The organism is Citrobacter sp. Cpo074 (genome assembly GCF_030332745.1).
Lineage (GTDB): Bacteria > Pseudomonadota > Gammaproteobacteria > Enterobacterales > Enterobacteriaceae > Citrobacter > Citrobacter portucalensis.
This window is the reverse complement of record NZ_JAOWHG010000034.1, coordinates 47,629-68,842: the sequence shown is the minus strand read 5'-3', so window position 1 is coordinate 68,842 and position 21,214 is coordinate 47,629. Positions and strand designations below refer to the sequence as shown.

16 protein-coding genes are annotated in these 21,214 nt (G+C 51.3%); 13 read left to right on the top strand and 3 right to left on the bottom strand.

Annotated elements, in window-relative coordinates:
• Positions 1–188: 188 nt before the first annotated feature.
• Entirely contained in the window at positions 189–2,945 is a 2,757-nt protein-coding gene (gene barA / locus OGX83_RS18500; RefSeq protein WP_008785685.1) for a two-component sensor histidine kinase BarA, read from the bottom strand.
• A 57-nt stretch (positions 2,946–3,002) separates the two neighbouring features.
• Here barA and rlmD point away from each other — a divergent pair, with 57 nt between their 5' ends.
• The 8 genes from rlmD to OGX83_RS18460 all read left to right on the top strand — a co-directional run bounded on the left by rlmD (position 3,003) and on the right by OGX83_RS18460 (position 12,522).
• Entirely contained in the window at positions 3,003–4,301 is a 1,299-nt protein-coding gene (rlmD, locus tag OGX83_RS18495) for a 23S rRNA (uracil(1939)-C(5))-methyltransferase RlmD (RefSeq protein ID WP_008785684.1), read from the top strand.
• A 100-nt stretch (positions 4,302–4,401) separates the two neighbouring features.
• The gene (gene relA, locus OGX83_RS18490) at positions 4,402–6,636 is read left to right on the top strand and encodes a GTP diphosphokinase (RefSeq protein WP_003825690.1); all 2,235 of its coding nucleotides are present in this window, start codon (positions 4,402–4,404) and stop codon (positions 6,634–6,636) included.
• Positions 6,637–6,766: 130 nt separating this feature from the next.
• A complete protein-coding gene (mazG, locus tag OGX83_RS18485) occupies positions 6,767–7,558 on the top strand; it encodes a nucleoside triphosphate pyrophosphohydrolase (protein ID WP_003825693.1) in 792 nt (263 codons plus the stop codon).
• 349 nt (positions 7,559–7,907) lie between these two features.
• Positions 7,908–9,545 (top strand): glutamine hydrolyzing CTP synthase, encoded by a 1,638-nt coding sequence (gene pyrG, locus OGX83_RS18480; protein ID WP_003034127.1) that lies wholly within the window; start codon positions 7,908–7,910, stop codon positions 9,543–9,545.
• A gap of 87 nt (positions 9,546–9,632) precedes the next feature.
• Positions 9,633–10,931: a phosphopyruvate hydratase gene (gene eno, locus OGX83_RS18475; RefSeq protein WP_003034129.1), complete on the top strand. Its 1,299-nt coding sequence runs from the start codon at positions 9,633–9,635 to the stop codon at positions 10,929–10,931.
• Between the two features lie 195 nt (positions 10,932–11,126).
• A complete protein-coding gene (locus OGX83_RS18470) occupies positions 11,127–11,441 on the top strand; it encodes a hypothetical protein (protein ID WP_071445298.1) in 315 nt (104 codons plus the stop codon).
• Positions 11,442–11,453: 12 nt separating this feature from the next.
• Positions 11,454–12,239 carry a DUF4225 domain-containing protein gene (locus tag OGX83_RS18465; protein WP_071445300.1) on the top strand — a complete coding sequence of 262 codons (786 nt, stop codon included), beginning with the start codon at positions 11,454–11,456 and terminating at the stop codon, positions 12,237–12,239.
• Positions 12,240–12,243: 4 nt separating this feature from the next.
• A complete protein-coding gene (locus OGX83_RS18460; RefSeq protein WP_286588863.1) occupies positions 12,244–12,522 on the top strand; it encodes a hypothetical protein in 279 nt (92 codons plus the stop codon).
• Between the two features lie 286 nt (positions 12,523–12,808).
• Here OGX83_RS18460 and OGX83_RS18455 read toward each other — a convergent pair whose 3' ends face one another.
• Positions 12,809–13,633: a MurR/RpiR family transcriptional regulator gene (locus OGX83_RS18455; protein WP_250671765.1), complete on the bottom strand. Its 825-nt coding sequence runs from the start codon at positions 13,631–13,633 to the stop codon at positions 12,809–12,811.
• Between the two features lie 165 nt (positions 13,634–13,798).
• Here OGX83_RS18455 and OGX83_RS18450 point away from each other — a divergent pair, with 165 nt between their 5' ends.
• The 3 genes from OGX83_RS18450 (at position 13,799) to queE (ending at position 16,787) form a co-directional block, all read left to right on the top strand.
• Positions 13,799–15,355 (top strand): maltose/glucose-specific PTS transporter subunit IIC, encoded by a 1,557-nt coding sequence (locus tag OGX83_RS18450; protein WP_048236901.1) that lies wholly within the window; start codon positions 13,799–13,801, stop codon positions 15,353–15,355.
• Positions 15,355–16,044, top strand: a complete 690-nt coding sequence (locus OGX83_RS18445; protein WP_032944829.1) for an N-acetylmannosamine-6-phosphate 2-epimerase — start codon at positions 15,355–15,357, stop codon at positions 16,042–16,044. Before OGX83_RS18450 ends, OGX83_RS18445 begins: the two co-directional genes overlap by 1 nt.
• A gap of 71 nt (positions 16,045–16,115) precedes the next feature.
• Positions 16,116–16,787 (top strand): 7-carboxy-7-deazaguanine synthase QueE, encoded by a 672-nt coding sequence (queE, locus tag OGX83_RS18440; protein ID WP_003034139.1) that lies wholly within the window; start codon positions 16,116–16,118, stop codon positions 16,785–16,787.
• 91 nt (positions 16,788–16,878) lie between these two features.
• Here queE and queD read toward each other — a convergent pair whose 3' ends face one another.
• Positions 16,879–17,241, bottom strand: coding sequence for a 6-carboxytetrahydropterin synthase QueD (gene queD, locus OGX83_RS18435; protein WP_003825707.1), 363 nt, complete (start codon positions 17,239–17,241; stop codon positions 16,879–16,881).
• 429 nt (positions 17,242–17,670) lie between these two features.
• Between queD and cysJ the strand changes: the two genes are divergently transcribed.
• Both cysJ and cysI read left to right on the top strand, forming a co-directional pair.
• Positions 17,671–19,470 carry an NADPH-dependent assimilatory sulfite reductase flavoprotein subunit gene (cysJ, locus tag OGX83_RS18430; protein WP_286588860.1) on the top strand — a complete coding sequence of 600 codons (1,800 nt, stop codon included), beginning with the start codon at positions 17,671–17,673 and terminating at the stop codon, positions 19,468–19,470.
• Positions 19,470–21,182: an assimilatory sulfite reductase (NADPH) hemoprotein subunit gene (cysI, locus tag OGX83_RS18425; protein WP_191215451.1), complete on the top strand. Its 1,713-nt coding sequence runs from the start codon at positions 19,470–19,472 to the stop codon at positions 21,180–21,182. Before cysJ ends, cysI begins: the two co-directional genes overlap by 1 nt.
• The last annotated feature ends 32 nt before the right edge of the window (positions 21,183–21,214 follow it).

Here is a 21,214-nt window from a genome sequence, read left to right as displayed (position 1 = left end):
TCGTATAAGGCGTTTACGCCGCATTCGGCGATGTGCCCGATGCGCGACGCTTATCGGGCCTACGGTAAACAGCGAAGCCTGTAGACCGGATAAGGCGTTTACTGCCCGATGCGCGACGCTTATCGGGCCTACGGTAAACAGCGAAACCTGTAGACCGGATAAGGCGTTTACGCCGCATCCGGCGAATATCACCCCAATATCCGTTTCGCTTCGCGCGCAACGTTGTCCATTTCATCCAGAAGCTCTAAAAATTCAGGTTCCAGCTCTTCTTCTTTGGTTCCACTGCGTAGCTGTTGTTCAATGAGCTGACACAGGTTTTTCATGCGGGGGACACCACTATAGCCGCAACTGCCGTGCAGCTTGTGAATCATATCCACCAGCCCTTCGGGGTTCTCTCCGACCAGTTGCTCTTCGATTTTGTTACGCACCTCAGGCAGAAAATCGATCAGCATTTGCAGCATATCCCGCGCCAAATCGTTCTTACCCGCGGCTTGCCTTAATGCCAGTTGCCAGTCGAGCGTCGTGTTCGGATTGACGACCGGCTCAAGAGGTTCTGCGGTGAGTGCCCGCAGCGATGTGCTTGCGCCCGGTTTGTAACGTAACAGCAGATTATGCAGCTTATCTTCCTCGATAGGCTTCGCCAGGTAATCGTTCATCCCGGCGCTGAGCAGCTTCTCTTTCTGCCCGGCCATGGCGTGTGCGGTGACCGCAATGACCGGTGTCTGCTGTTGATGAGGAAGCTGGTGGATCAGTTCGCAGGCACGAATACCGTCCATGTCTGGCATCTGAATATCCATCAGGATCAGGTCAAACGGCATTTGTCTGGCGCGATCCACCGCCTGATGCCCGCTGTCACACAGCACGACGTGCTGTACCTTATCTTCCAGCAATGCGCCAATCAGCTTGAGGTTCGCCGGGTTGTCGTCTACCGCCATGACGGTCATCGCAATTTTGCTTTCATCTAACAGCAGCGGATCCGCGCTGTGGTTTAGCTGACAATACTCTGTCAGCGCAGGCAGTAAGCGGGTTGAGGTGAGAGGTTTCAACAGACACGCCGCCGCGCCGCCCTGTTTCAATTTCTCAGCGTTAATTTGTGCATGACAAGGCAAGGCTAGCAACAGGAAGTCGGTCATCGCTGCTGCGCTCGCCAGCCGCTCATGCTGCATGGTGAGTGGTTCGCGCAAAGTGACCGGAATGCCCAGCAACAGAATGTCGTAGTGCTCCGCTGGCAACCCGGAGAACGAAGGGCTGTAAATCACCTCCAGCGGTGTTTCACTCAAGATATCTAACGTGCATTGTGCGGCGGTGGCGTTAGGTTCGACGTAGGCCAGTCGTTTACCGGCAAGACAGAGCGTGGTTGAGCGGTCAACGATAACGTTAGGGTTGAGATCGAGGCTGATATGGAACCAGAACGTGGAACCCCGGTTTGGCTGGCTGTGGAAGGAGATATCTCCACCCATTTCGTTGACCAGTTTTTGCGTAATGACCAGACCTAGCCCGGTTCCGCCATGACGCCGGGAAATACTGGCATCCGCCTGACGGAAAGCCTGGAACAGGCGGGATTGATCGCGCTCAGGAATACCGATCCCGGTATCGCGGATTTGTACTTCAATTTGCACTTTCGTGTTACTAAGGGCTCGCTTCTCGACCAGAATGTCGATGTTGCCGCCCTCGGTAAATTTGATGGCGTTGCCGACCAGATTGGTGATCACCTGCTGTAAACGCAACGGGTCACCGATGACGTTGTCCGGTACGTCATTCTTAATATTCAGCGTCAGCTCAAGCCCTTTATCATGGGATGAATGCGCTAACAGTGTAACGACGTCATCCAGCGTGCTGCGCAGCGGGAACGGAATGCTTTCCAGAATCAGCTTGCCCGCCTCAAGTTTGGAGAAGTCGAGTACATCATTGATGATGGCCAGCAGATTGTTAGCCGAGCGTTCAATGGTATTCAGGTGATCGCGCTGTGTGGTGTTGAGCTCGGTTTTTAGCGTCAGACGGGTGAAGCCAATCACGCCATTCAGCGGTGTTCGCAGCTCGTGGGACATGTTTGCCAGAAACTCAGACTTAATACGTGCCGCTTCCTGGGCGCGTTTCTTCGCCAGATCCAGCTCGACGTTCTGGATTTCCATCTGCTCCAGCGTTTCGCGCAGGTCAGAGGTGGCCTGATCGATGTTGTGCTGCATCTCTTCATGGTAGGCCGCGAGAGACATAGCCATCGAGTTGATGCCATTTTTAAGCATATCCAGCTCGCCCAGCATGAAACCTTCCACGCGGCTGTCGAGCTGTCCTCTACGTATTCGGTCAACGGTATTCACCATATTGCGAATCGGGCCGGTCACGTCGCGCATCAGACGCCAGCCGAAAATTAACGCAATACCAATACAAAACAGCATCATTACGCTGGAGATAAAGATCTCTTTGTACTGCTGCAATCGTACGGACTTAAGGTCCAGCTCAAGCGCCACATACCCCAGCATATTTTTGGTGTTTTTGGCGTCGCTTACGGCGGATTCATCCGGTGAATAGCTTTCCGATATAATAGGGGTTCGCAGGATCATGATATCCCCGTGCCGGGTGACGCTCAGCTTTCGGGGAAACGGTGAACCTGTCGCCAACTGCATTTCAGACGGATCGAGATGAAAATTAGAGGTGACGAACAGTCGGTTATTTTCGTCATAAACAGAAATAGCCCGCACGATATCGGAATGGCGACGATGCAGCACGCTGATAAGCTGGCCGATGGATTCCCTGTTTTGCAGGTTCATGCCATATTCGCTGGAGACCGCGAGTGGTTCAATGATGCTGGCACCAGCATCTTCCAGTTGACGCTGCAAGTCGTTATAGCGATGCACAACAAAAAAGATACTGAGCAACAAACCTATCAGGACGGTCGGGGCCAGGATCAGAATCATCATGCGTGCGCGCAGGCTGTAGTTGGTCATGGAGTTCCGTTATGGGACAATTAGGGTCACACTGTTAAATAGAGAAATATCTCGTCGATGGCGCAATTCTACTCTGCAAAACGACGCGTGACGACGCGTCAGATCATAACCGTTACCGTCAATGACCTCGATCCTTTTGGTCAGGGCGTCGCTCGCCATAACGGAAAGGCGTTGTTTATACCGGAATTGCTACCCCAGGAAAGCGCCGAGGTGGTGATTACCGAAGATAAAAAACAGTTTGCCCGCGCGCAAGTAAAACGACGTTTAAACGACAGCCCACAGCGTGAAGTGCCACGTTGCCCGCATTTTGGCGTGTGCGGTGGTTGCCAGCAGCAGCATGCCAGCATCTCATTGCAGCAGCGTAGCAAAAGCGCGGCGTTGTCGCGTTTAATGAAATGTGAGGTGTCGGATGTTATAGCTGATGCCCCGTGGGGCTATCGTCGTCGCGCGCGTTTGAGTCTGAACTATCGGCCAAAAGAACAAAAATTGCAGATGGGGTTTCGCAAATCCGGTTCCAGCGACATTATCGATGTCAAACAATGCCCTATTTTGGTGCCCCAGCTTGAGGCGTTATTGCCCCATCTTAGAGCGTGTCTGGAAAGTCTGCAAGGGTTACGCCATCTAGGCCATGTTGAGCTGGTACAGGCGGGAAGCGGAACCCTGATGATTTTGCGCCACACGGCGCCATTGAGTGCTGCGGATAAAGAAAAACTGGAATGCTTTTCGCATTCTCAGGGGCTGTCTTTGTTTCTGGCCCCGCAAAGCGAGATACTGGAATCAATATCAGAAGAATCGCCCTGGTATGATTCAAATGGACTACGGTTAACCTTCAGCCCGCGCGATTTTATTCAGGTCAATGAAGGGGTAAACCAACAAATGGTCGCCCGTGCGCTGGAATGGCTCGATGTGCAACCTGAAGATCGTGTACTCGATCTGTTCTGTGGCATGGGAAATTTTACCCTACCGCTGGCAACTCGGGCAGCAAGCGTGGTTGGCGTAGAAGGTGTTCCTGCGTTGGTGGAAAAAGGCCGAGAAAACGCGCTGAATAACGGATTACACAATGTGACATTCTTTCATGAAAACCTTGAGGAAGATGTTACCCGACAGCCGTGGGCGAAAAACGGATTCGACAAAGTATTGCTCGATCCTGCGCGTGCGGGGGCTGCAGGTGTGATGCAACATATTATAAAATTAGAACCTATACGCGTTGTTTATGTATCCTGTAACCCAGCAACGCTGGCTCGTGACAGCGATGCTTTGCTCAACGCTGGATACGCCATACGGCGACTGGCGATGCTCGATATGTTTCCGCACACTGGACACCTGGAATCAATGGTCCTGTTTGAGCGTTTGTAATGAATTTTGTACCCATTGGATTTCGGGTTGTAATGCAGCATGAAAGACAATGGGTAGGGCTTGTCGACTTCGACAGGCCTGGCCCCTTAAGGAGAGGACAATGGTTGCGGTAAGAAGTGCACATATAAATAAAGCTGGTGAGTTTGATCCAAAGAAATGGATCGCGAGTCTGGGGATCTCCAGCCAGCAGTCGTGTGAACGCTTAGCCGAAACCTGGGCGTACTGCCTCCAGCAGACACAGGGGCATCCGGATGCGGATCTGCTGCTGTGGCGTGGCGTGGAGATGGTAGAAATTCTCTCTATGTTGAGCATGGATATCGACACGCTGCGTGCCGCAATGCTGTTCCCTCTGGCTGATGCCAACGTGGTCAGTGAAGACATCCTGCGCGAGAGCGTGGGCAAATCCATTGTTCATCTTATCCACGGTGTGCGTGATATGGCGGCAATACGCCAGCTTAAAGCCACGCATACCGATTCAGTTTCTTCCGAGCAGGTCGATAACGTCCGTCGCATGCTGCTGGCAATGGTGGATGACTTCCGCTGTGTGGTCATCAAGCTGGCAGAGCGGATTGCCCATCTGCGTGAAGTGAAAGATGCGCCGGAAGATGAACGCGTTCTGGCGGCAAAAGAGTGCACCAATATCTATGCACCGCTGGCCAACCGTTTGGGAATCGGGCAATTAAAATGGGAGCTGGAAGATTATTGCTTCCGTTATCTGCACCCGGCTGAATACAAACGCATTGCCAAGCTGCTGCATGAACGTCGTATCGACAGGGAACATTACATTGATGAGTTCGTCGGTCATTTGCGCTCAGAGATGAAAACGGAAGGCGTCAAAGCCGAAGTGTATGGACGTCCGAAGCATATCTACAGCATCTGGCGCAAAATGCAGAAAAAGCAGTTGGCCTTCGATGAACTGTTCGATGTACGCGCAGTGCGTATCGTGGCAGAGCGTTTACAGGACTGCTATGCCGCACTCGGGATAGTACATACTCACTATCGCCATCTGCCGGATGAGTTCGATGATTACGTTGCAAATCCGAAACCCAATGGCTACCAGTCAATCCATACGGTTGTACTGGGGCCGGGCGGGAAAACCATCGAAATTCAGATCCGTACCAAACAGATGCACGAAGATGCCGAACTGGGCGTCGCGGCGCACTGGAAGTACAAAGAGGGCACCGCTTCAGGCGCGGCGCGTTCTGGTCATGAAGATCGCATTGCGTGGCTGCGTAAGCTGATCGCCTGGCAGGAAGAGATGGCGGATTCCGGTGAAATGCTGGATGAAGTCCGTAGCCAGGTCTTTGATGACCGCGTGTACGTCTTTACGCCAAAAGGCGACGTTGTAGACTTACCTGCGGGCTCCACGCCGCTCGATTTTGCTTACCACATTCATAGCGATGTGGGGCATCGATGCATTGGCGCGAAAATTGGCGGGCGCATCGTACCGTTTACCTACCAGCTGCAGATGGGCGATCAAATTGAAATTATCACCCAGAAACAGCCAAACCCAAGCCGCGACTGGCTGAATCCTAACCTTGGCTACGTAACCACCAGTCGTGGGCGTTCGAAGATCCACGCCTGGTTCCGTAAACAGGACCGCGACAAAAACATCCTTGCTGGTCGCCAGATCCTCGACGATGAGCTGGCGCATTTAGGTATCAGCCTGAAAGAGGCGGAAAAACACCTGCTGCCGCGCTACAGCTTCAATGAGCTGGACGAGTTGCTGGCGGCGATTGGTGGGGGAGACATCCGCCTCAACCAAATGGTGAACTTCCTGCAGGCACAGTTTAATAAGCCCAGTGCTGCCGAACAGGATGCCGCCGCGCTGAAACAGCTTCAGCAGAAAACGCAGGCACCGCAGAGTCGTCGTAAAGACGACGGTCGTGTGGTGGTGGAAGGGGTAGGTAACCTGATGCACCACATCGCCCGCTGCTGCCAGCCGATTCCGGGCGATGAGATTGTCGGATTTATTACCCAGGGACGCGGTATTTCCGTGCACCGGGCGGATTGTGAACAGCTGGCTGAGCTGCGCTCCCATGCACCGGAACGTATTGTTGATGCAGTCTGGGGCGAAAGCTACTCGGCAGGGTATTCGCTGGTGGTTCGCGTCCAGGCCAACGATCGCAGCGGCTTGTTACGTGATATCACCACGATTCTCGCCAACGAGAAGGTGAACGTGCTGGGAGTTGCCAGCCGAAGTGATACCAAACAACAGCTGGCCACCATCGATATGACCATCGAAATTTATAACCTGCAGGTGCTCGGGCGCGTGCTCGGCAAGCTGAACCAGGTACCGGATGTGATCGACGCACGTCGCTTGCACGGTAATTAATGATTTTGTAGGCCGGATAACCTTGTAGGCCTGATAAGACGCGTTAGCGTTGCCATCAGGCATTGCTATGTTGCCGGATGTCGGCTATCGCCTTATCCGGTCTACTGTATTGAAATCTCAGGATATCCCAATGAATCAAATCGACCGACTGCTCGGTATTATGCAGCGCCTGCGCGACCCGGAAAACGGCTGTCCGTGGGACAAAGAGCAGACATTCTCCACTATTGCCCCATACACCCTCGAAGAAACCTATGAAGTGCTGGACGCGATTGCGCGTGAAGATTTTGACGACCTGCGCGGAGAGCTGGGCGACCTGCTGTTCCAGGTGGTGTTTTACGCCCAGATGGCGCAGGAAGAAGGGCGCTTCAACTTCGATGATATTTGTGCTGCGATAAGCGATAAACTTGAACGCCGTCATCCACATGTTTTTGCTGATGTTTCTGCCAGTAACAGTACTGAGGTTTTGACCCGTTGGGAAAAAATCAAAAGTGAAGAACGTGCCCAGAAGGCACAGCATTCCGCACTCGACGATATTCCCCGCAGTTTACCGGCATTAATGCGCGCCCAAAAAATCCAGAAACGCTGCTCAAATGTTGGTTTCGACTGGAAAACATTAGGACCGGTTGTCGACAAGGTTTACGAAGAGATCGACGAAGTCATGTTTGAGGCTAAGCAGGCTGTTGTCGACCAGGCTAAACTGGAGGAGGAAATGGGCGATCTGCTGTTTGCTACGGTTAATATGGCCCGGCATTTAGGCACTAAAGCAGAGACCGCATTGCAGAAAGCGAACGAGAAGTTTGAGCGGCGTTTTCGTGAAGTTGAGCGAATTGTGGCTTCGCGCGGTCTGGAAATGACTGGTGTTGATCTGGAAACTATGGAAGAAGTCTGGCAACAGGTAAAACGGCAGGAAATTGATCTCTAAGGGATTTCGTCGGTCAAGGGCGATTTGTGTGATTTTTTAAATAACAAGCGCTTGATTTACGTCAAAAACATTTACCCAAAAGAGGCTATTTTCTCTTCCCGTTATGTTGATGAAACACCTTGTATACTGCCTCTTCGAGTTATTCGAGTCGCAACAAGGCGGCGACTGAAAGAATCCCAGGAACATAGAAATGCTATGTTCCTGGGGTGAGTGAAGGAAGCCAACACCGGTGCGGCTTGAAGAACGAAGGAGAGGGGATAATGAAAGTTTGTGGCGCTCGTCATGTTCGGGTATACTACTTTCCCGTCTTGGTAATTCCATCGTTTCACCCTAACTTCTCAGGTCCAGCATGACAACGAACTATATTTTTGTGACCGGCGGGGTCGTATCCTCTCTGGGAAAAGGCATTGCCGCAGCCTCCCTGGCAGCCATTCTTGAAGCCCGTGGCCTCAATGTAACCATGATGAAACTGGATCCGTACATCAACGTCGATCCAGGTACTATGAGCCCAATCCAACACGGGGAAGTGTTCGTTACCGAAGACGGCGCTGAAACCGACCTGGACCTGGGTCACTATGAGCGTTTCATTCGTACCAAAATGAGCCGCCGCAACAACTTCACTACGGGTCGTATCTACTCCGACGTTCTGCGTAAAGAGCGCCGTGGCGACTACCTGGGCGCAACAGTTCAGGTTATCCCGCACATCACGAATGCCATTAAAGAGCGCGTTCTGGAAGGCGGTGAAGGTCATGATGTTGTTCTGGTCGAAATCGGCGGAACCGTTGGGGATATCGAATCTCTGCCGTTCCTTGAAGCGATTCGCCAGATGGCCGTAGAAATTGGCCGTGAGCACACGCTGTTTATGCATCTGACGCTGGTTCCGTACATGGCGGCGGCTGGTGAAGTCAAAACTAAACCGACTCAGCACTCTGTAAAAGAGCTGCTTTCTATCGGTATTCAGCCAGATATCCTGATTTGCCGCTCCGATCGCGCAGTTCCGGCTAATGAACGTGCAAAAATTGCATTGTTCTGTAACGTTCCGGAAAAAGCGGTGATTTCTCTGAAAGATGTCGATTCCATCTATAAAATCCCGGGCCTGTTGAAATCTCAGGGCCTTGACGATTATATTTGTAAACGATTCAGCTTGAACTGTCCGGAAGCTAATCTGTCAGAATGGGAACAGGTTATCTACGAAGAAGCGAATCCGGCAGGCGAAGTGACTATCGGTATGGTCGGCAAGTACATTGAACTGCCGGATGCCTATAAGTCAGTTATCGAAGCGCTGAAGCACGGTGGTCTGAAGAATCGTGTCACCGTCAACATCAAGCTGATCGATTCGCAAGATGTCGAAACGCGTGGCGTTGAGATCCTGAAAGGTCTTGATGCAATCCTGATCCCAGGCGGCTTCGGCTACCGTGGTGTTGAAGGTAAAATCGCGACGGCGCGCTTTGCGCGTGAGAACAATATTCCTTATCTGGGCATTTGCCTGGGTATGCAGGTTGCGTTGATTGAGTTTGCACGTAACGTAGTGGGTATGGATAACGCCAACTCCACGGAATTTGTGCCAGACTGTAAGTACCCGGTGGTGGCCCTGATTACCGAATGGCGCGATGAAGACGGCAACGTCGAAGTCCGTACCGAGAAGAGCGATCTGGGCGGCACAATGCGCCTTGGTGCGCAGCAGTGTCAGTTGAGCGACGATAGCCTGGTTCGTCAACTGTACGGCGCGCCGACAATTGTTGAACGCCATCGCCACCGTTACGAAGTCAACAATATGCTGTTGAAACAGATTGAAGCTGCGGGTCTGCGTATTGCAGGCCGTTCCGGTGATGATCAGTTGGTCGAGATCATTGAGGTACCGAATCATCCGTGGTTCGTGGCCTGTCAGTTCCACCCGGAATTTACTTCCACGCCACGTGATGGGCACCCGCTGTTTGCCGGCTTTGTGAAAGCCGCCAGTGAACATCAGAAGCGTCAGGCGAAGTAAGAAGTAAATAAGTTAGAACGGCAATGCACCCATTAGGGTGCATTGTTTGTCTGGAGTTTTAGTTTAACTTGTACTGAGGAAAATCTAATGTCCAAAATCGTTAAAATCATCGGTCGTGAAATCATCGACTCCCGTGGTAACCCGACTGTTGAAGCCGAAGTACACCTGGAAGGTGGTTTCGTTGGTATGGCAGCAGCTCCGTCAGGTGCTTCTACTGGTTCCCGCGAAGCACTGGAACTGCGCGATGGCGATAAATCCCGTTTCATGGGTAAAGGCGTACTGAAAGCTGTTGCAGCTGTTAACGGCCCAATTGCTCAGGCTCTGCTGGGTAAAGATGCTAAAGATCAGGCTGGCATCGACAAGATCATGATCGATCTGGACGGTACTGAAAACAAATCCAACTTCGGTGCAAACGCCATCCTGGCTGTGTCCCTGGCGAACGCCAAAGCAGCAGCAGCTGCAAAAGGCCTGCCGCTGTATGCACACATCGCTGAACTGAACGGTACTCCGGGTAAATACTCCATGCCGGTTCCGATGATGAACATCATCAACGGTGGTGAGCACGCTGACAACAACGTCGACATCCAGGAATTCATGATTCAGCCGGTTGGCGCTAAGACTCTGAAAGAAGCCGTTCGTATGGGTTCTGAAGTGTTCCACAACCTGGCTAAAGTTCTGAAAGCTAAAGGTATGAACACTGCAGTTGGTGACGAAGGTGGCTACGCGCCGAACCTGGGTTCCAACGCTGAAGCTCTGGCTGTAATCGCTGAAGCGGTTAAAGCAGCTGGCTACGAGCTGGGCAAAGACATCACCCTGGCGATGGACTGTGCAGCTTCTGAATTCTACAAAGACGGTAAATACGTTCTGGCTGGCGAAGGCAACAAAGCATTCACCTCCGAAGAATTCACTCACTTCCTGGAAGAACTGACCAAACAGTACCCGATCGTGTCCATCGAAGATGGTCTGGACGAGTCTGACTGGGACGGTTTCGCATACCAGACTAAAGTACTGGGCGACAAAATCCAGCTGGTTGGTGACGATCTGTTCGTAACTAACACCAAGATCCTGAAAGAAGGCATCGAAAAAGGCATCGTTAACTCCATCCTGATCAAATTCAACCAGATCGGTTCTCTGACCGAAACTCTGGCTGCGATCAAAATGGCGAAAGACGCTGGCTACACCGCTGTCATCTCTCACCGCTCTGGCGAAACTGAAGACGCTACCATCGCTGACCTGGCTGTTGGTACCGCTGCAGGCCAGATCAAAACTGGTTCTATGAGCCGTTCTGACCGCGTTGCTAAGTACAACCAGCTGATTCGTATCGAAGAAGCTCTGGGTGAACAAGCACCGTACAACGGTCGTAAAGAGATCAAAGGTCAGGCGTAATCCTGTTCTTTAACTCTTAACGTAAAAACCCGCTGCGGCGGGTTTTTTTATGTCTGTAATTTATTCTTAATTGAAAATTTTGATGAACAATTTGATCTTTCTCACTTTGTTATTATTTTATTAAGAGTAATTTAATGATGTGGTTATTTTGTATGTATTTTTTATATTTATCATTAACAATAATAGAAATATTGAATGAATAACGAATTGGAAGACATACTGGCGAAAGCGGGCATGAAAAAAAAGGATGCTGCTATCCTGATAAAGTTGGCAAAACTGAAAAATATCAGCTTAAGTCGGGCATTTTTTCTCTATGCCTGGAAATATTATGCCTGGTGTGCGGCTTTGCTATTGGCTGTGATTTTTTCATCACTTTCTGAGGGTATAGATTTCTTCATAGTAAACGTTCTCTTCTGTATTGGTGTAGGTCTCATTTCACTCTTCTTTACGCCCTTTGTCACAAATTTAATCTGGAGCATTAAGATTCAATATAAATTGTTCGGGAAATAACAGGAGGTTATTTTGAGTAGTTATGGATTAATGAATTTGCAACGTGAAAAAGAAAAGATTGACCGGCTTGTCTATGATATCAGTTTTCAATATATTCATGATCCGGCTATAGGTTCAAAATATATGATTGAGGAACATAGATTTACATCAGATTGCCTTGATGAATATCGGTATGGGAAATTAGATTTCGGTAGGGCGATGGATAGATTACGTGAATACCATATGTCTTTAACTAAATATCATATGCAATTAAGGATGGGGGCTATTAAATTATATGCAATAGCTGAACGAGAAAGAGGACGGCACTCTTCGCTTACAATAACATTAAAGCGAGTTGGATTCATTAGTGGAGCAATGCAAGTTATCGGTGGGTTTGGTTTGTGTAAAGCAAGCCTTGATGCTGCATGTAAAAGTTATGGGATCCCTTTAATGATGCAGGGAAGTGAGAATGTTTGGGAAAATGGTTATTATTTATTATATCATGAGGATCCTAAGAGAATGCCTTTGAGGTATGCCTACCGCCAGGCAGCAAAGCTTTTGGGTGGGGATGACAAGGATGGTGATATTGCTTTTTCAACGGGAGATCTTATTCTGTCTTTCGGTTCAGCTTCAACGCGGATGTTGAGAACAGATTCATGGAAATTATTCCACTATATACAGGAAGATTATATTCGCAGCTGGAGAAACCTGGGAGTTGTTGGGGGGACTAATGAGTTAATTGGCGATACAGTTAGCGGATTCACTATTTATCAACTTCTTGGTGGAGAAAGTACTAACTGGACCGAATTGAGGGAATAAGGAAATGTTCTTCAAAACATATGATCAGAATGATAAAGCTTTAATTGAAAGTATTAAACTTGCGGGTTTAAGTGAATATAAAGTACAGAAACTTATCCGCTTTGCTAATGAAAATAAAGTAAATATACAAAAAGCCTATTTATTGACAGATGCAAATATCATTAAAGTTGATGTTATTCTGTTTTTAGTTATATCTTTTTTTGTCTTTTCGATTGCACAAGAATCTTCCAGGGAACTATGGGCTTTTTTTTTTAATATTCGGCTTATCGTTTTTTGTTATTGAGTTAACCTGTCGGTTTCATAAAAATTATTTTAAAGTATGGAAAGTTTATATCAAGTTACGAGGGATTTAAATGAGAACCGGGGAATCTTACCTTAAACGGTCGCAGCGTATAACCCGTTCCCGGAGTCTGTGAGAATTTTTGCTTATTTTCAGACTGAGAATGCTAGCAGCATTCAGTCATGAGATGTTCCAGACTTAGCAAGAAGAGGGGGAACTTTGCCGGCGTCCCCATCATTATTGTTTGTAATCCTGTTCTTTGACTCTTAACGATAAAACATCGATGGCTTCAAAGCAGTAGCGGTAGGGTTGCACTCGCCGTTTGCTGACTCACATCGCTGTACTGATCATCCAGCGCAATCAGCGACGTGGTGAGCAGTTCTACTAACAGCATCACTCCCACCTTGGCATTTAGCGCGCCAGCACTCAACGGACCTTCCGGTTTGGCTGCGACCAGCTGAATATCACTCAGCGAAGCCAACGGGCTGCGCGGCGTATTACTTAACGCCAGTACGCGCACGCCTTGCTTACGCGCCAGTTTAACGACATGCAGTAGATCGCGCGTCGAACCTGAACTGGAAATCGCTACCACCAGCGTGTCTTTGTTAAGCGTTGCGGCGTTCATGGCTGCACGATGCATGTCACTGAACAATTGTGCAGGTTTGCCGAGGCGCAGGAGTTTGTAATGTAAATACTCACCCAGAATAGCGCTGGCCGCTACGCCATAAATCTGTACCGACTGGGCCTGATGCAGCGCCAAAGCGGCGGATTCCAGTAATGTCCTGTCGAGTAATTTTGCTGTGTCCTGCAGCGCTTGTACGGATTCATTGACCACATTGTCAATCTCATCTCCGCTGTGCTCTACCGGCTGTCCTTGCTGGAGATCGAGTGCCAGCGCCATTTTGAATTCGTTATAACCCTTACACCCTAGTGCGCGGCACAGACGTGTGACGCTCGCCTCGCTGGTGTCGCTTTCACGCGCCAGTTCGGTAATCGTCAGGTAGACAACTTTTGCCGGATCGCTGAGCACAAACTCTCCCAGCTTCTGCTGTGTTCGGCTATATCCGTCAACGCCCTGGCGCAATCTCAGCAGCAGGTTTTCATTTTCTGACATGCAAAATCCTTAATGCGTTTCTCTGTTGATAGTGTGGCGGAAAGCAGGGGAGAGATGCCAGTCATTTTAAAAAAGTATGATCGGCTTCCTGGATTTTGATGATAATTTTCATTTTATAAATTAAATGTGGTAAAAATTTTCATCATTAATCGGGGAGATGAAAAAATGATGCAAATGTTTAGCGGCGCTTCATCGGGCGCATGGTTCGAAAAGGCACAGCGGTTCGGCAAATCGTTCATGCTGCCGATTGCGGTACTGCCCGCTGCGGGGCTGTTGTTAGGGATTGGCGGCGCGCTGTCGAATCCAAACACATTGACTGCTTATCCGTTTTTGGACGTTGACTGGTTACAGGCAATCTTCACGATCATGACCAGCGCAGGTTCTATTGTGTTTGCCAACCTGTCGGTGCTCTTTGCGGTGGGTGTTGCAGTAGGACTGGCTAAAACGGATAAAGGCACCGCTGGGCTTGCGGCATTGCTGGCATTTCTGGTGATGAACGCCACCATCAACGCTTTATTGACGCTCAACGGAACGCTGGCACACGAGAATCCCGGTGCCGTAGGCCAGGGGATGACGCTGGGTATTCAGACACTGGAAACGGGTGTGTTCGGTGGGGTGGTGATTGGGCTTGTCACCTGCGCGCTGCATAGCCGTTTCAATAAAGTCTCATTACCTCAGTTCCTTGGTTTCTTCAGCGGTTCGCGCTTTGTACCGATTATTAGCTCCCTTGCCGCGATTGTCGTGGGTGCGGTCATGACGGTGGTTTGGCCGCATTTCCAGAAACTCATTTTTGGACTGGGAGGTCTGGTGGATGCGACAGGCTATCTGGGGACGCTGTTGTACGGCTTCATCCTGCGTATGCTTGGCCCACTGGGTTTACACCATATCTTTTATTTGCCGTTCTGGACGACAGCGCTTGGCGGTAGTGAAATCGTCAACGGCCAGTTAGTTGAAGGTACGCAGCGTATTTTCTTCGCGCAACTTGCCGATCCGAATACGCAGCAGTTCTATGCGGGCACCTCGCGCTTTATGTCCGGGCGCTTCATTACCATGATGTTTGGCCTGCTTGGCGCATGTCTGGCGATGTACCACACCGCCAAGCCTGAGAACAGAAAACTTGTCGCCGGTCTGCTGTTGTCTGCGGCACTGACCTCTTTCCTGACAGGGATCACTGAGCCTATCGAGTTCTCCTTCCTGTTTGTCGCACCCGTGTTATACGTCATTCACGCCTTCTTCGATGGTCTGGCGTTTATGATCGCGCATATTTTACATATCACCATCGGGCAAACCTTTTCGGGTGGGCTTATCGATTTCCTCCTCTTCGGCGTGCTACAGGGGGAAGCTAAAACCAACTGGATGTACGTCCCCATGGTGGGGATCCCGTGGTTCTTCCTTTACTACTTCACCTTCCGCTATTTGATTAACCGCTTTAACTGGTTGACGCCTGGTCGTGAAAACGCAGCACCGACTGAATCCGGCCTGCCGCAGAGTGAGCGAGCTGCGGCAGTGATCGCCGGGCTGGGAGGCAAAGAGAATCTGGAAGAGGTGGATTGTTGTGCCACACGCCTGCGCGTGACGGTGAAAGAGAGCAGCAAGGTCGATGAAGCGGCGCTGAAAGCGACCGGGGCCCGTGGCGTAATTATTCGCGGCAACGGGGTTCAGGTGATTTATGGCCCGCATGTCACCATCATTAAAAACGAAGTCGAAGAGATCTTATCGTAATGAAAACTGTACTGGATTCCCTGAAAGGTAAATTAATCGTCTCCTGCCAGGCGCTGGAAAATGAGCCCCTGCACAGCCCGTTTATTATGTCACGTATGGCGCTGGCGGCAGCGCAGGGCGGTGCGGTAGGTATTCGTGCGAACAGCGTGGTGGACATTCGCGCGATCAAAGAGAGCGTCTCCCTGCCGGTGATTGGGATTATCAAGCGTGATTATCCGGGTAGCGATGTGTTTATCACGGCCACTTTACAGGAAGTCGATGAACTGATGACCGTTGAGCCGGAAATTATTGCTCTGGATGCGACAGCGCGCCCGCGCCCCGGTGGGCAAACGCTGGAAGAACTGGTCACGCAGATCCGTGCTCGCTATCCGTCCGTACTGCTGATGGCGGATATTGCCACCGTAGACGAAGCGGTGACCGCTGAGCGCCTGGGTTTTGACTGTGTGGGCACTACGCTCTACGGTTATACCGCTGACACTGCCGGGCATGTGCTGGCGGAAAACGACTGCGGTTTTTTACGTGATGTGTTGGCTGCGGTTAGCGTACCGGTTGTGGCGGAAGGGAACGTTGATACCCCTGAGCGTGCTGCACGATGCCTGGCATTAGGTGCCCATACCGTGGTGGTTGGTGGGGCTATCACGCGTCCGCAGCAGATAACGGCACGCTTTGTCGCAGCGATCGCCTCGTAAAGCATCGATGGGGCATGATACTTTGGCGGGGATCTGCGATAATTATCGTTTATCCCCATATTGAGAGCGCTATGCAGTACCCGATTAACGAGATGTTCCAGACCCTGCAAGGTGAGGGTTACTTTACCGGCGTCCCCGCCATTTTTATTCGTTTACAGGGATGCCCGGTTGGCTGTGCCTGGTGCGATACCAAACACACCTGGGATAAGCTTGAGGATCGGGAAGTCTCCCTGTACAGCATCCTGGCCAAGACCAAAGAAAGCGATAAATGGGGTGCTGCGAGCAGCGAAGATCTGCTGGCGGTCATTTCGCGTCAGGGCTATACCGCCCGTCACGTGGTGATCACCGGTGGCGAGCCCTGCATTCATGACCTGATGCCGCTGACTGACCTGCTGGAAAAGAACGGCTTTAGCTGCCAGATTGAGACCAGCGGCACGCACGAAGTACGCTGTACGCCGAATACCTGGGTGACCGTATCGCCGAAGGTGAATATGCGCGGTGGCTATGATGTGCTGTCACAGGCGCTGGAGCGCGCGAATGAAATCAAGCATCCGGTTGGCCGCGTCCGCGATATTGAAGCACTGGATGAACTGCTGGCGACGTTGAGTGACGACAAACCGCGAATCATCGCCTTACAGCCAATCAGCCAGAAAGAAGATGCGACGCGTTTGTGCATTGATACCTGTATTGCGCGTAACTGGCGTCTGTCGATGCAGACCCATAAGTATCTGAATATTGCCTGATAACTGTGCCGGGGGCGTTTCGCTTACCCGGCCAGAGTTTGTTGCTCGTTGCAGGCCGGATAAGACGCATTGCCATCCGGCAAGCCTATAATCACTCGCCGCGGTATACGCAGCCCGCTGTGCAGGTCTCTTTCACCATTACGGCACTCAGCAGAGGGACCACAGGTTTAACCTGATCCCAAATCCATTTGGCCAGCACTTCGCTGGTTGGATTTTCTAAGCCAGGAATATCGTTCAAATAGTAGTGATCGAGTCTGTCGTAAGTCGGCTTAAACGCGGCTTTTAACTCAGCAAAATCCATGATCCAACCGGTATGCGGATCGACTTCACCGGTAATTTCAAGACGCACCATAAATGAGTGACCATGCAGGCGGCCACACTTATGCCCTTCCGGTACATGCGGCAGGTGGTGAGCGGCTTCGAAGGTGAAATCTTTAAACAAGGTGGTGGACATTTTTTACTCTCAAGAATGCGAAAAACCGCGGTAGGGTACCGTAAAGAGCAAATTTTATCATTATTTATACACGTCATTCTTTAAGCTGCTTCTTTGTTGGCTGCCTTTGCTCGCCCCAGTCACTTACTCATGTAAGCTCCTGGGACTTGCTCAGTTGCCGCCTCGATGCATCTTAAATTATTTAGTGTATAAAAGGGTGCTGAGTATCAGAACGATTTATTCATGACGTTAATATTTGGTAATTATTTATATATCAAATGCTTATATAATCTGTTTTGCAGTTAATAACTATAACTAAAACAGGTTAGTCCATTTGGTTATTTGTTATTTCCATCCCTTCTTTAATTGTTACTATCCCCGCCGTTAACCTTATCTTCAGTTTGGGTTTTATTGCTGAAATCCGCTTTGCTTACTGGAACATGACAACGCATGACGACACAGGCCCCACCTTCCGCTTTGCTACCGCTAAACCCGGAGCAACTGGCACGCCTTCAGGCGGCCACGACCGATTTCACTCCCGCACAGCTTGCGTGGGTTTCTGGCTATTTTTGGGGCGTGCTGAATCAGCAGCCTGGCAGCAACGCGGTGGCGACTGCGCCTGTCGCTGAAATGCCTGGCATTACGCTTATCTCCGCCTCGCAAACCGGTAATGCGCGCCGTGTGGCGGAAGCCCTGCGCGATGATCTGATCGCCGCGAAGCTCAACGTCACTCTCATCAACGCTGGCGACTATAAATTCAAACAAATCGCCAATGAAAAACTGCTGATCGTGGTGGCGTCGACGCAAGGGGAAGGTGAACCGGCGGAAGAAGCCGTGGCGTTGCATAAATTCCTGTTCTCGAAAAAAGCGCCGAAGCTTGATAACACCGCTTTTGCCGTGTTTGGTCTTGGCGATACCTCTTATGAGTTTTTCTGCCAGGCAGGAAAAGACTTCGATGCGAAATTGGCTGAGCTGGGCGGTGAACGTCTGCTCGACCGCGTCGACGCCGACGTCGAATACCAGGCCGACGCCGCGCAGTGGCGTGCTCGTCTGGTTGATGTCCTGAAAGGGCGTGCGCCTGCGGCACCGTCTGTGCAAGTTGCCGCGAGCGGTGCAGTAAATGAAGTACACACCAGCCCATACACCAAAGAAGCGCCGCTGACGGCGTCGCTTGCGGTGAATCAGAAAATTACCGGCCGCGACTCTGAAAAAGACGTGCGCCATATTGAAATTGATTTAGGCGATTCCGGCCTGCGTTATCAGCCGGGCGATGCGCTGGGCGTCTGGTATCAGAATGACCCGGCTCTGGTTAAAGAACTGGTTGAACTGCTGTGGCTGAAAGGTGATGAGCCGGTCACGGTTGAAGGCAAAACCCTGTCGCTCGCTGAAGCGTTGCAGTGGCATTTCGAGCTGACGGTTAACACCGGCAATATCGTAGAGAACTATGCCACCTTAACCCGCAGCGAAACTTTGCTGCCGTTAGTGGGTGACAAAGCACAGTTGCAGCATTACGCCGCAACCACGCCCATCGTCGATATGGTGCGCTTCTCTCCGGCGCAACTGGATGCTCAGGCGTTAGTTGATCTTCTGCGTCCGCTGACGCCGCGTTTGTACTCCATTGCTTCTTCCCAGGCGGAAGTGGAAAGCGAAGTGCATGTCACCGTGGGCGTGGTGCGTTATGAGATAGAAGGTCGCGCCCGTGCTGGTGGTGCTTCCAGTTTCCTCGCCGACCGCGTGGAAGAAGAAGGTGAAGTTCGCGTGTTCATTGAACACAACGACAACTTTCGTCTGCCTGCGAACCCACAGACGCCGGTAATTATGATTGGACCGGGTACGGGGATTGCGCCGTTCCGTGCATTCATGCAGCAACGTGCGGCTGACGGAGCCGAAGGCAAAAACTGGCTGTTTTTTGGTAACCCACACTTTACCGAAGATTTCCTGTATCAGGTGGAATGGCAGCGTTACGTCAAAGAGGGCGTACTGAGCCGTATCGATCTCGCCTGGTCCCGCGATCAAAAAGAAAAAGTCTACGTACAAGATAAACTGCGCCAACAGGGCGCGGAACTGTGGCGCTGGATTAACGACGGTGCGCACATTTATGTCTGCGGCGACGCCAATCGCATGGCGAAAGACGTTGAGCAGGCGTTGTTGGAAGTGATTGCCGAATTCGGTGGTATGGATATCGAAGCGGCGGATGAATTTTTAAGTGAGCTGCGCATTGAGCGCCGTTATCAGCGAGATGTCTACTAATGAGCGAAAAACATCCAGGACCATTGGTGGTCGAAGGCAAACTGTCCGACGCTGAGCGTATGAAGCTGGAAAGCAACTATCTGCGCGGTACCATTGCCGAAGATTTAAACGACGGCCTGACCGGCGGATTTAAAGGCGACAACTTCCTGCTGATCCGTTTTCACGGTATGTACCAGCAGGACGACCGCGATATCCGTGCCGAACGTGCCGAGCAAAAGCTGGAGCCGCGTCACGCGATGCTGCTGCGCTGTCGTCTGCCAGGTGGGGTGATCACCACCAAACAGTGGCAGGCGATCGATAAGTTCGCCCATGACAACACCATTTACGGCAGCATTCGTCTGACCAACCGTCAGACCTTCCAGTTTCACGGCATTCTGAAGAAGAACGTTAAGCCGGTACACCAGATGCTGCACTCCGTCGGCCTGGACGCGCTGGCGACAGCCAACGACATGAACCGTAACGTGCTGTGCACCTCCAACCCGTATGAATCTGAGCTGCACGCGGAAGCCTACGAGTGGGCGAAAAAGATCTCCGAACATCTGCTGCCGCGCACCCGCGCCTATGCAGAGATCTGGCTGGATCAGGAAAAAGTCGCGACTACCGACGAAGAGCCGATCCTCGGTCAAACCTATCTGCCGCGTAAGTTTAAAACCACGGTCGTGATCCCACCGCAGAACGACATCGATCTGCACGCCAACGACATGAACTTTGTGGCGATTGCGGAAAACGGCAAGCTGGTGGGTTTTAACCTGCTGGTGGGCGGTGGTTTGTCCATCGAGCATGGCAACAAGAAAACTTACGCCCGCACAGCAAGCGAGTTTGGTTATCTGCCGCTAGAGCATACGCTGGCCGTGGCGGAGGCTGTGGTGACCACGCAGCGTGACTGGGGTAACCGTACCGATCGTAAAAACGCCAAAACCAAATACACGCTGGAACGCGTAGGCGTTGAGACCTTTAAAGCTGAAGTTGAGCGCCGGGCGGGGATCAAGTTTGAGCCGATCCGTCCGTACGAGTTTACCGGTCGCGGCGATCGTATCGGCTGGGTGAAAGGGATCGACAATAAATGGCATCTGACGTTGTTTATTGAAAACGGCCGTATCCTCGATTATCCGGGCCGACCGCTGAAAACCGGTCTGCTTGAGATCGCGAAGATCCACAAAGGTGAGTTCCGCATTACCGCGAACCAGAACCTGATCATTGCCGGTGTTCCTGAGAGTGAAAAGGCGAAGATCGAGAAGATTGCGCAGAAGAGTGGCTTAATGAACGCGGTCACTCCGCAGCGTGAAAACTCGATGGCCTGCGTCTCGTTCCCGACCTGTCCGCTGGCGATGGCGGAAGCCGAGCGCTTCCTGCCAACGTTTATCGACAACATCGACACGCTGATGGCGAAGCACAGCCTGAGTGATGAAAATATTGTCATGCGTGTGACCGGCTGCCCGAACGGTTGTGGTCGTGCGATGCTGGCGGAAGTTGGTCTGGTGGGTAAAGCACCCGGGCGTTACAACCTCCATTTAGGGGGCAACCGTATCGGAACTCGCATTCCCCGGATGTTTAAAGAGAACATCACCGAGCCGGAAATTCTGGCATCGCTGGATGAACTGATTGGGCGCTGGGCGAAAGAGCGCGAAGTGGGTGAAGGCTTCGGTGACTTTACGGTGCGTGCGGGCATTATTCGCCCGGTGCTCGATCCCGCCCGGGATTTCTGGGAATAATGTGAAATTGACTTATCGGGTCTGCTGAATCG

Coding starts and splice junctions, on each gene's coding strand:
- barA (WP_008785685.1), bottom strand. CDS start 2,945: ATGACCAACTACAGCCTGCGCGCACGCATGATGATTCTGATCCTGGCC.
- rlmD (WP_008785684.1), top strand. CDS start 3,003: ATGGCGCAATTCTACTCTGCAAAACGACGCGTGACGACGCGTCAGATC.
- relA (WP_003825690.1), top strand. CDS start 4,402: ATGGTTGCGGTAAGAAGTGCACATATAAATAAAGCTGGTGAGTTTGAT.
- mazG (WP_003825693.1), top strand. CDS start 6,767: ATGAATCAAATCGACCGACTGCTCGGTATTATGCAGCGCCTGCGCGAC.
- pyrG (WP_003034127.1), top strand. CDS start 7,908: ATGACAACGAACTATATTTTTGTGACCGGCGGGGTCGTATCCTCTCTG.
- eno (WP_003034129.1), top strand. CDS start 9,633: ATGTCCAAAATCGTTAAAATCATCGGTCGTGAAATCATCGACTCCCGT.
- OGX83_RS18470 (WP_071445298.1), top strand. CDS start 11,127: ATGAATAACGAATTGGAAGACATACTGGCGAAAGCGGGCATGAAAAAA.
- OGX83_RS18460 (WP_286588863.1), top strand. CDS start 12,244: ATGTTCTTCAAAACATATGATCAGAATGATAAAGCTTTAATTGAAAGT.
- OGX83_RS18455 (WP_250671765.1), bottom strand. CDS start 13,633: ATGTCAGAAAATGAAAACCTGCTGCTGAGATTGCGCCAGGGCGTTGAC.
- OGX83_RS18450 (WP_048236901.1), top strand. CDS start 13,799: ATGATGCAAATGTTTAGCGGCGCTTCATCGGGCGCATGGTTCGAAAAG.
- OGX83_RS18445 (WP_032944829.1), top strand. CDS start 15,355: ATGAAAACTGTACTGGATTCCCTGAAAGGTAAATTAATCGTCTCCTGC.
- queE (WP_003034139.1), top strand. CDS start 16,116: ATGCAGTACCCGATTAACGAGATGTTCCAGACCCTGCAAGGTGAGGGT.
- queD (WP_003825707.1), bottom strand. CDS start 17,241: ATGTCCACCACCTTGTTTAAAGATTTCACCTTCGAAGCCGCTCACCAC.
- cysJ (WP_286588860.1), top strand. CDS start 17,671: ATGACGACACAGGCCCCACCTTCCGCTTTGCTACCGCTAAACCCGGAG.
- cysI (WP_191215451.1), top strand. CDS start 19,470: ATGAGCGAAAAACATCCAGGACCATTGGTGGTCGAAGGCAAACTGTCC.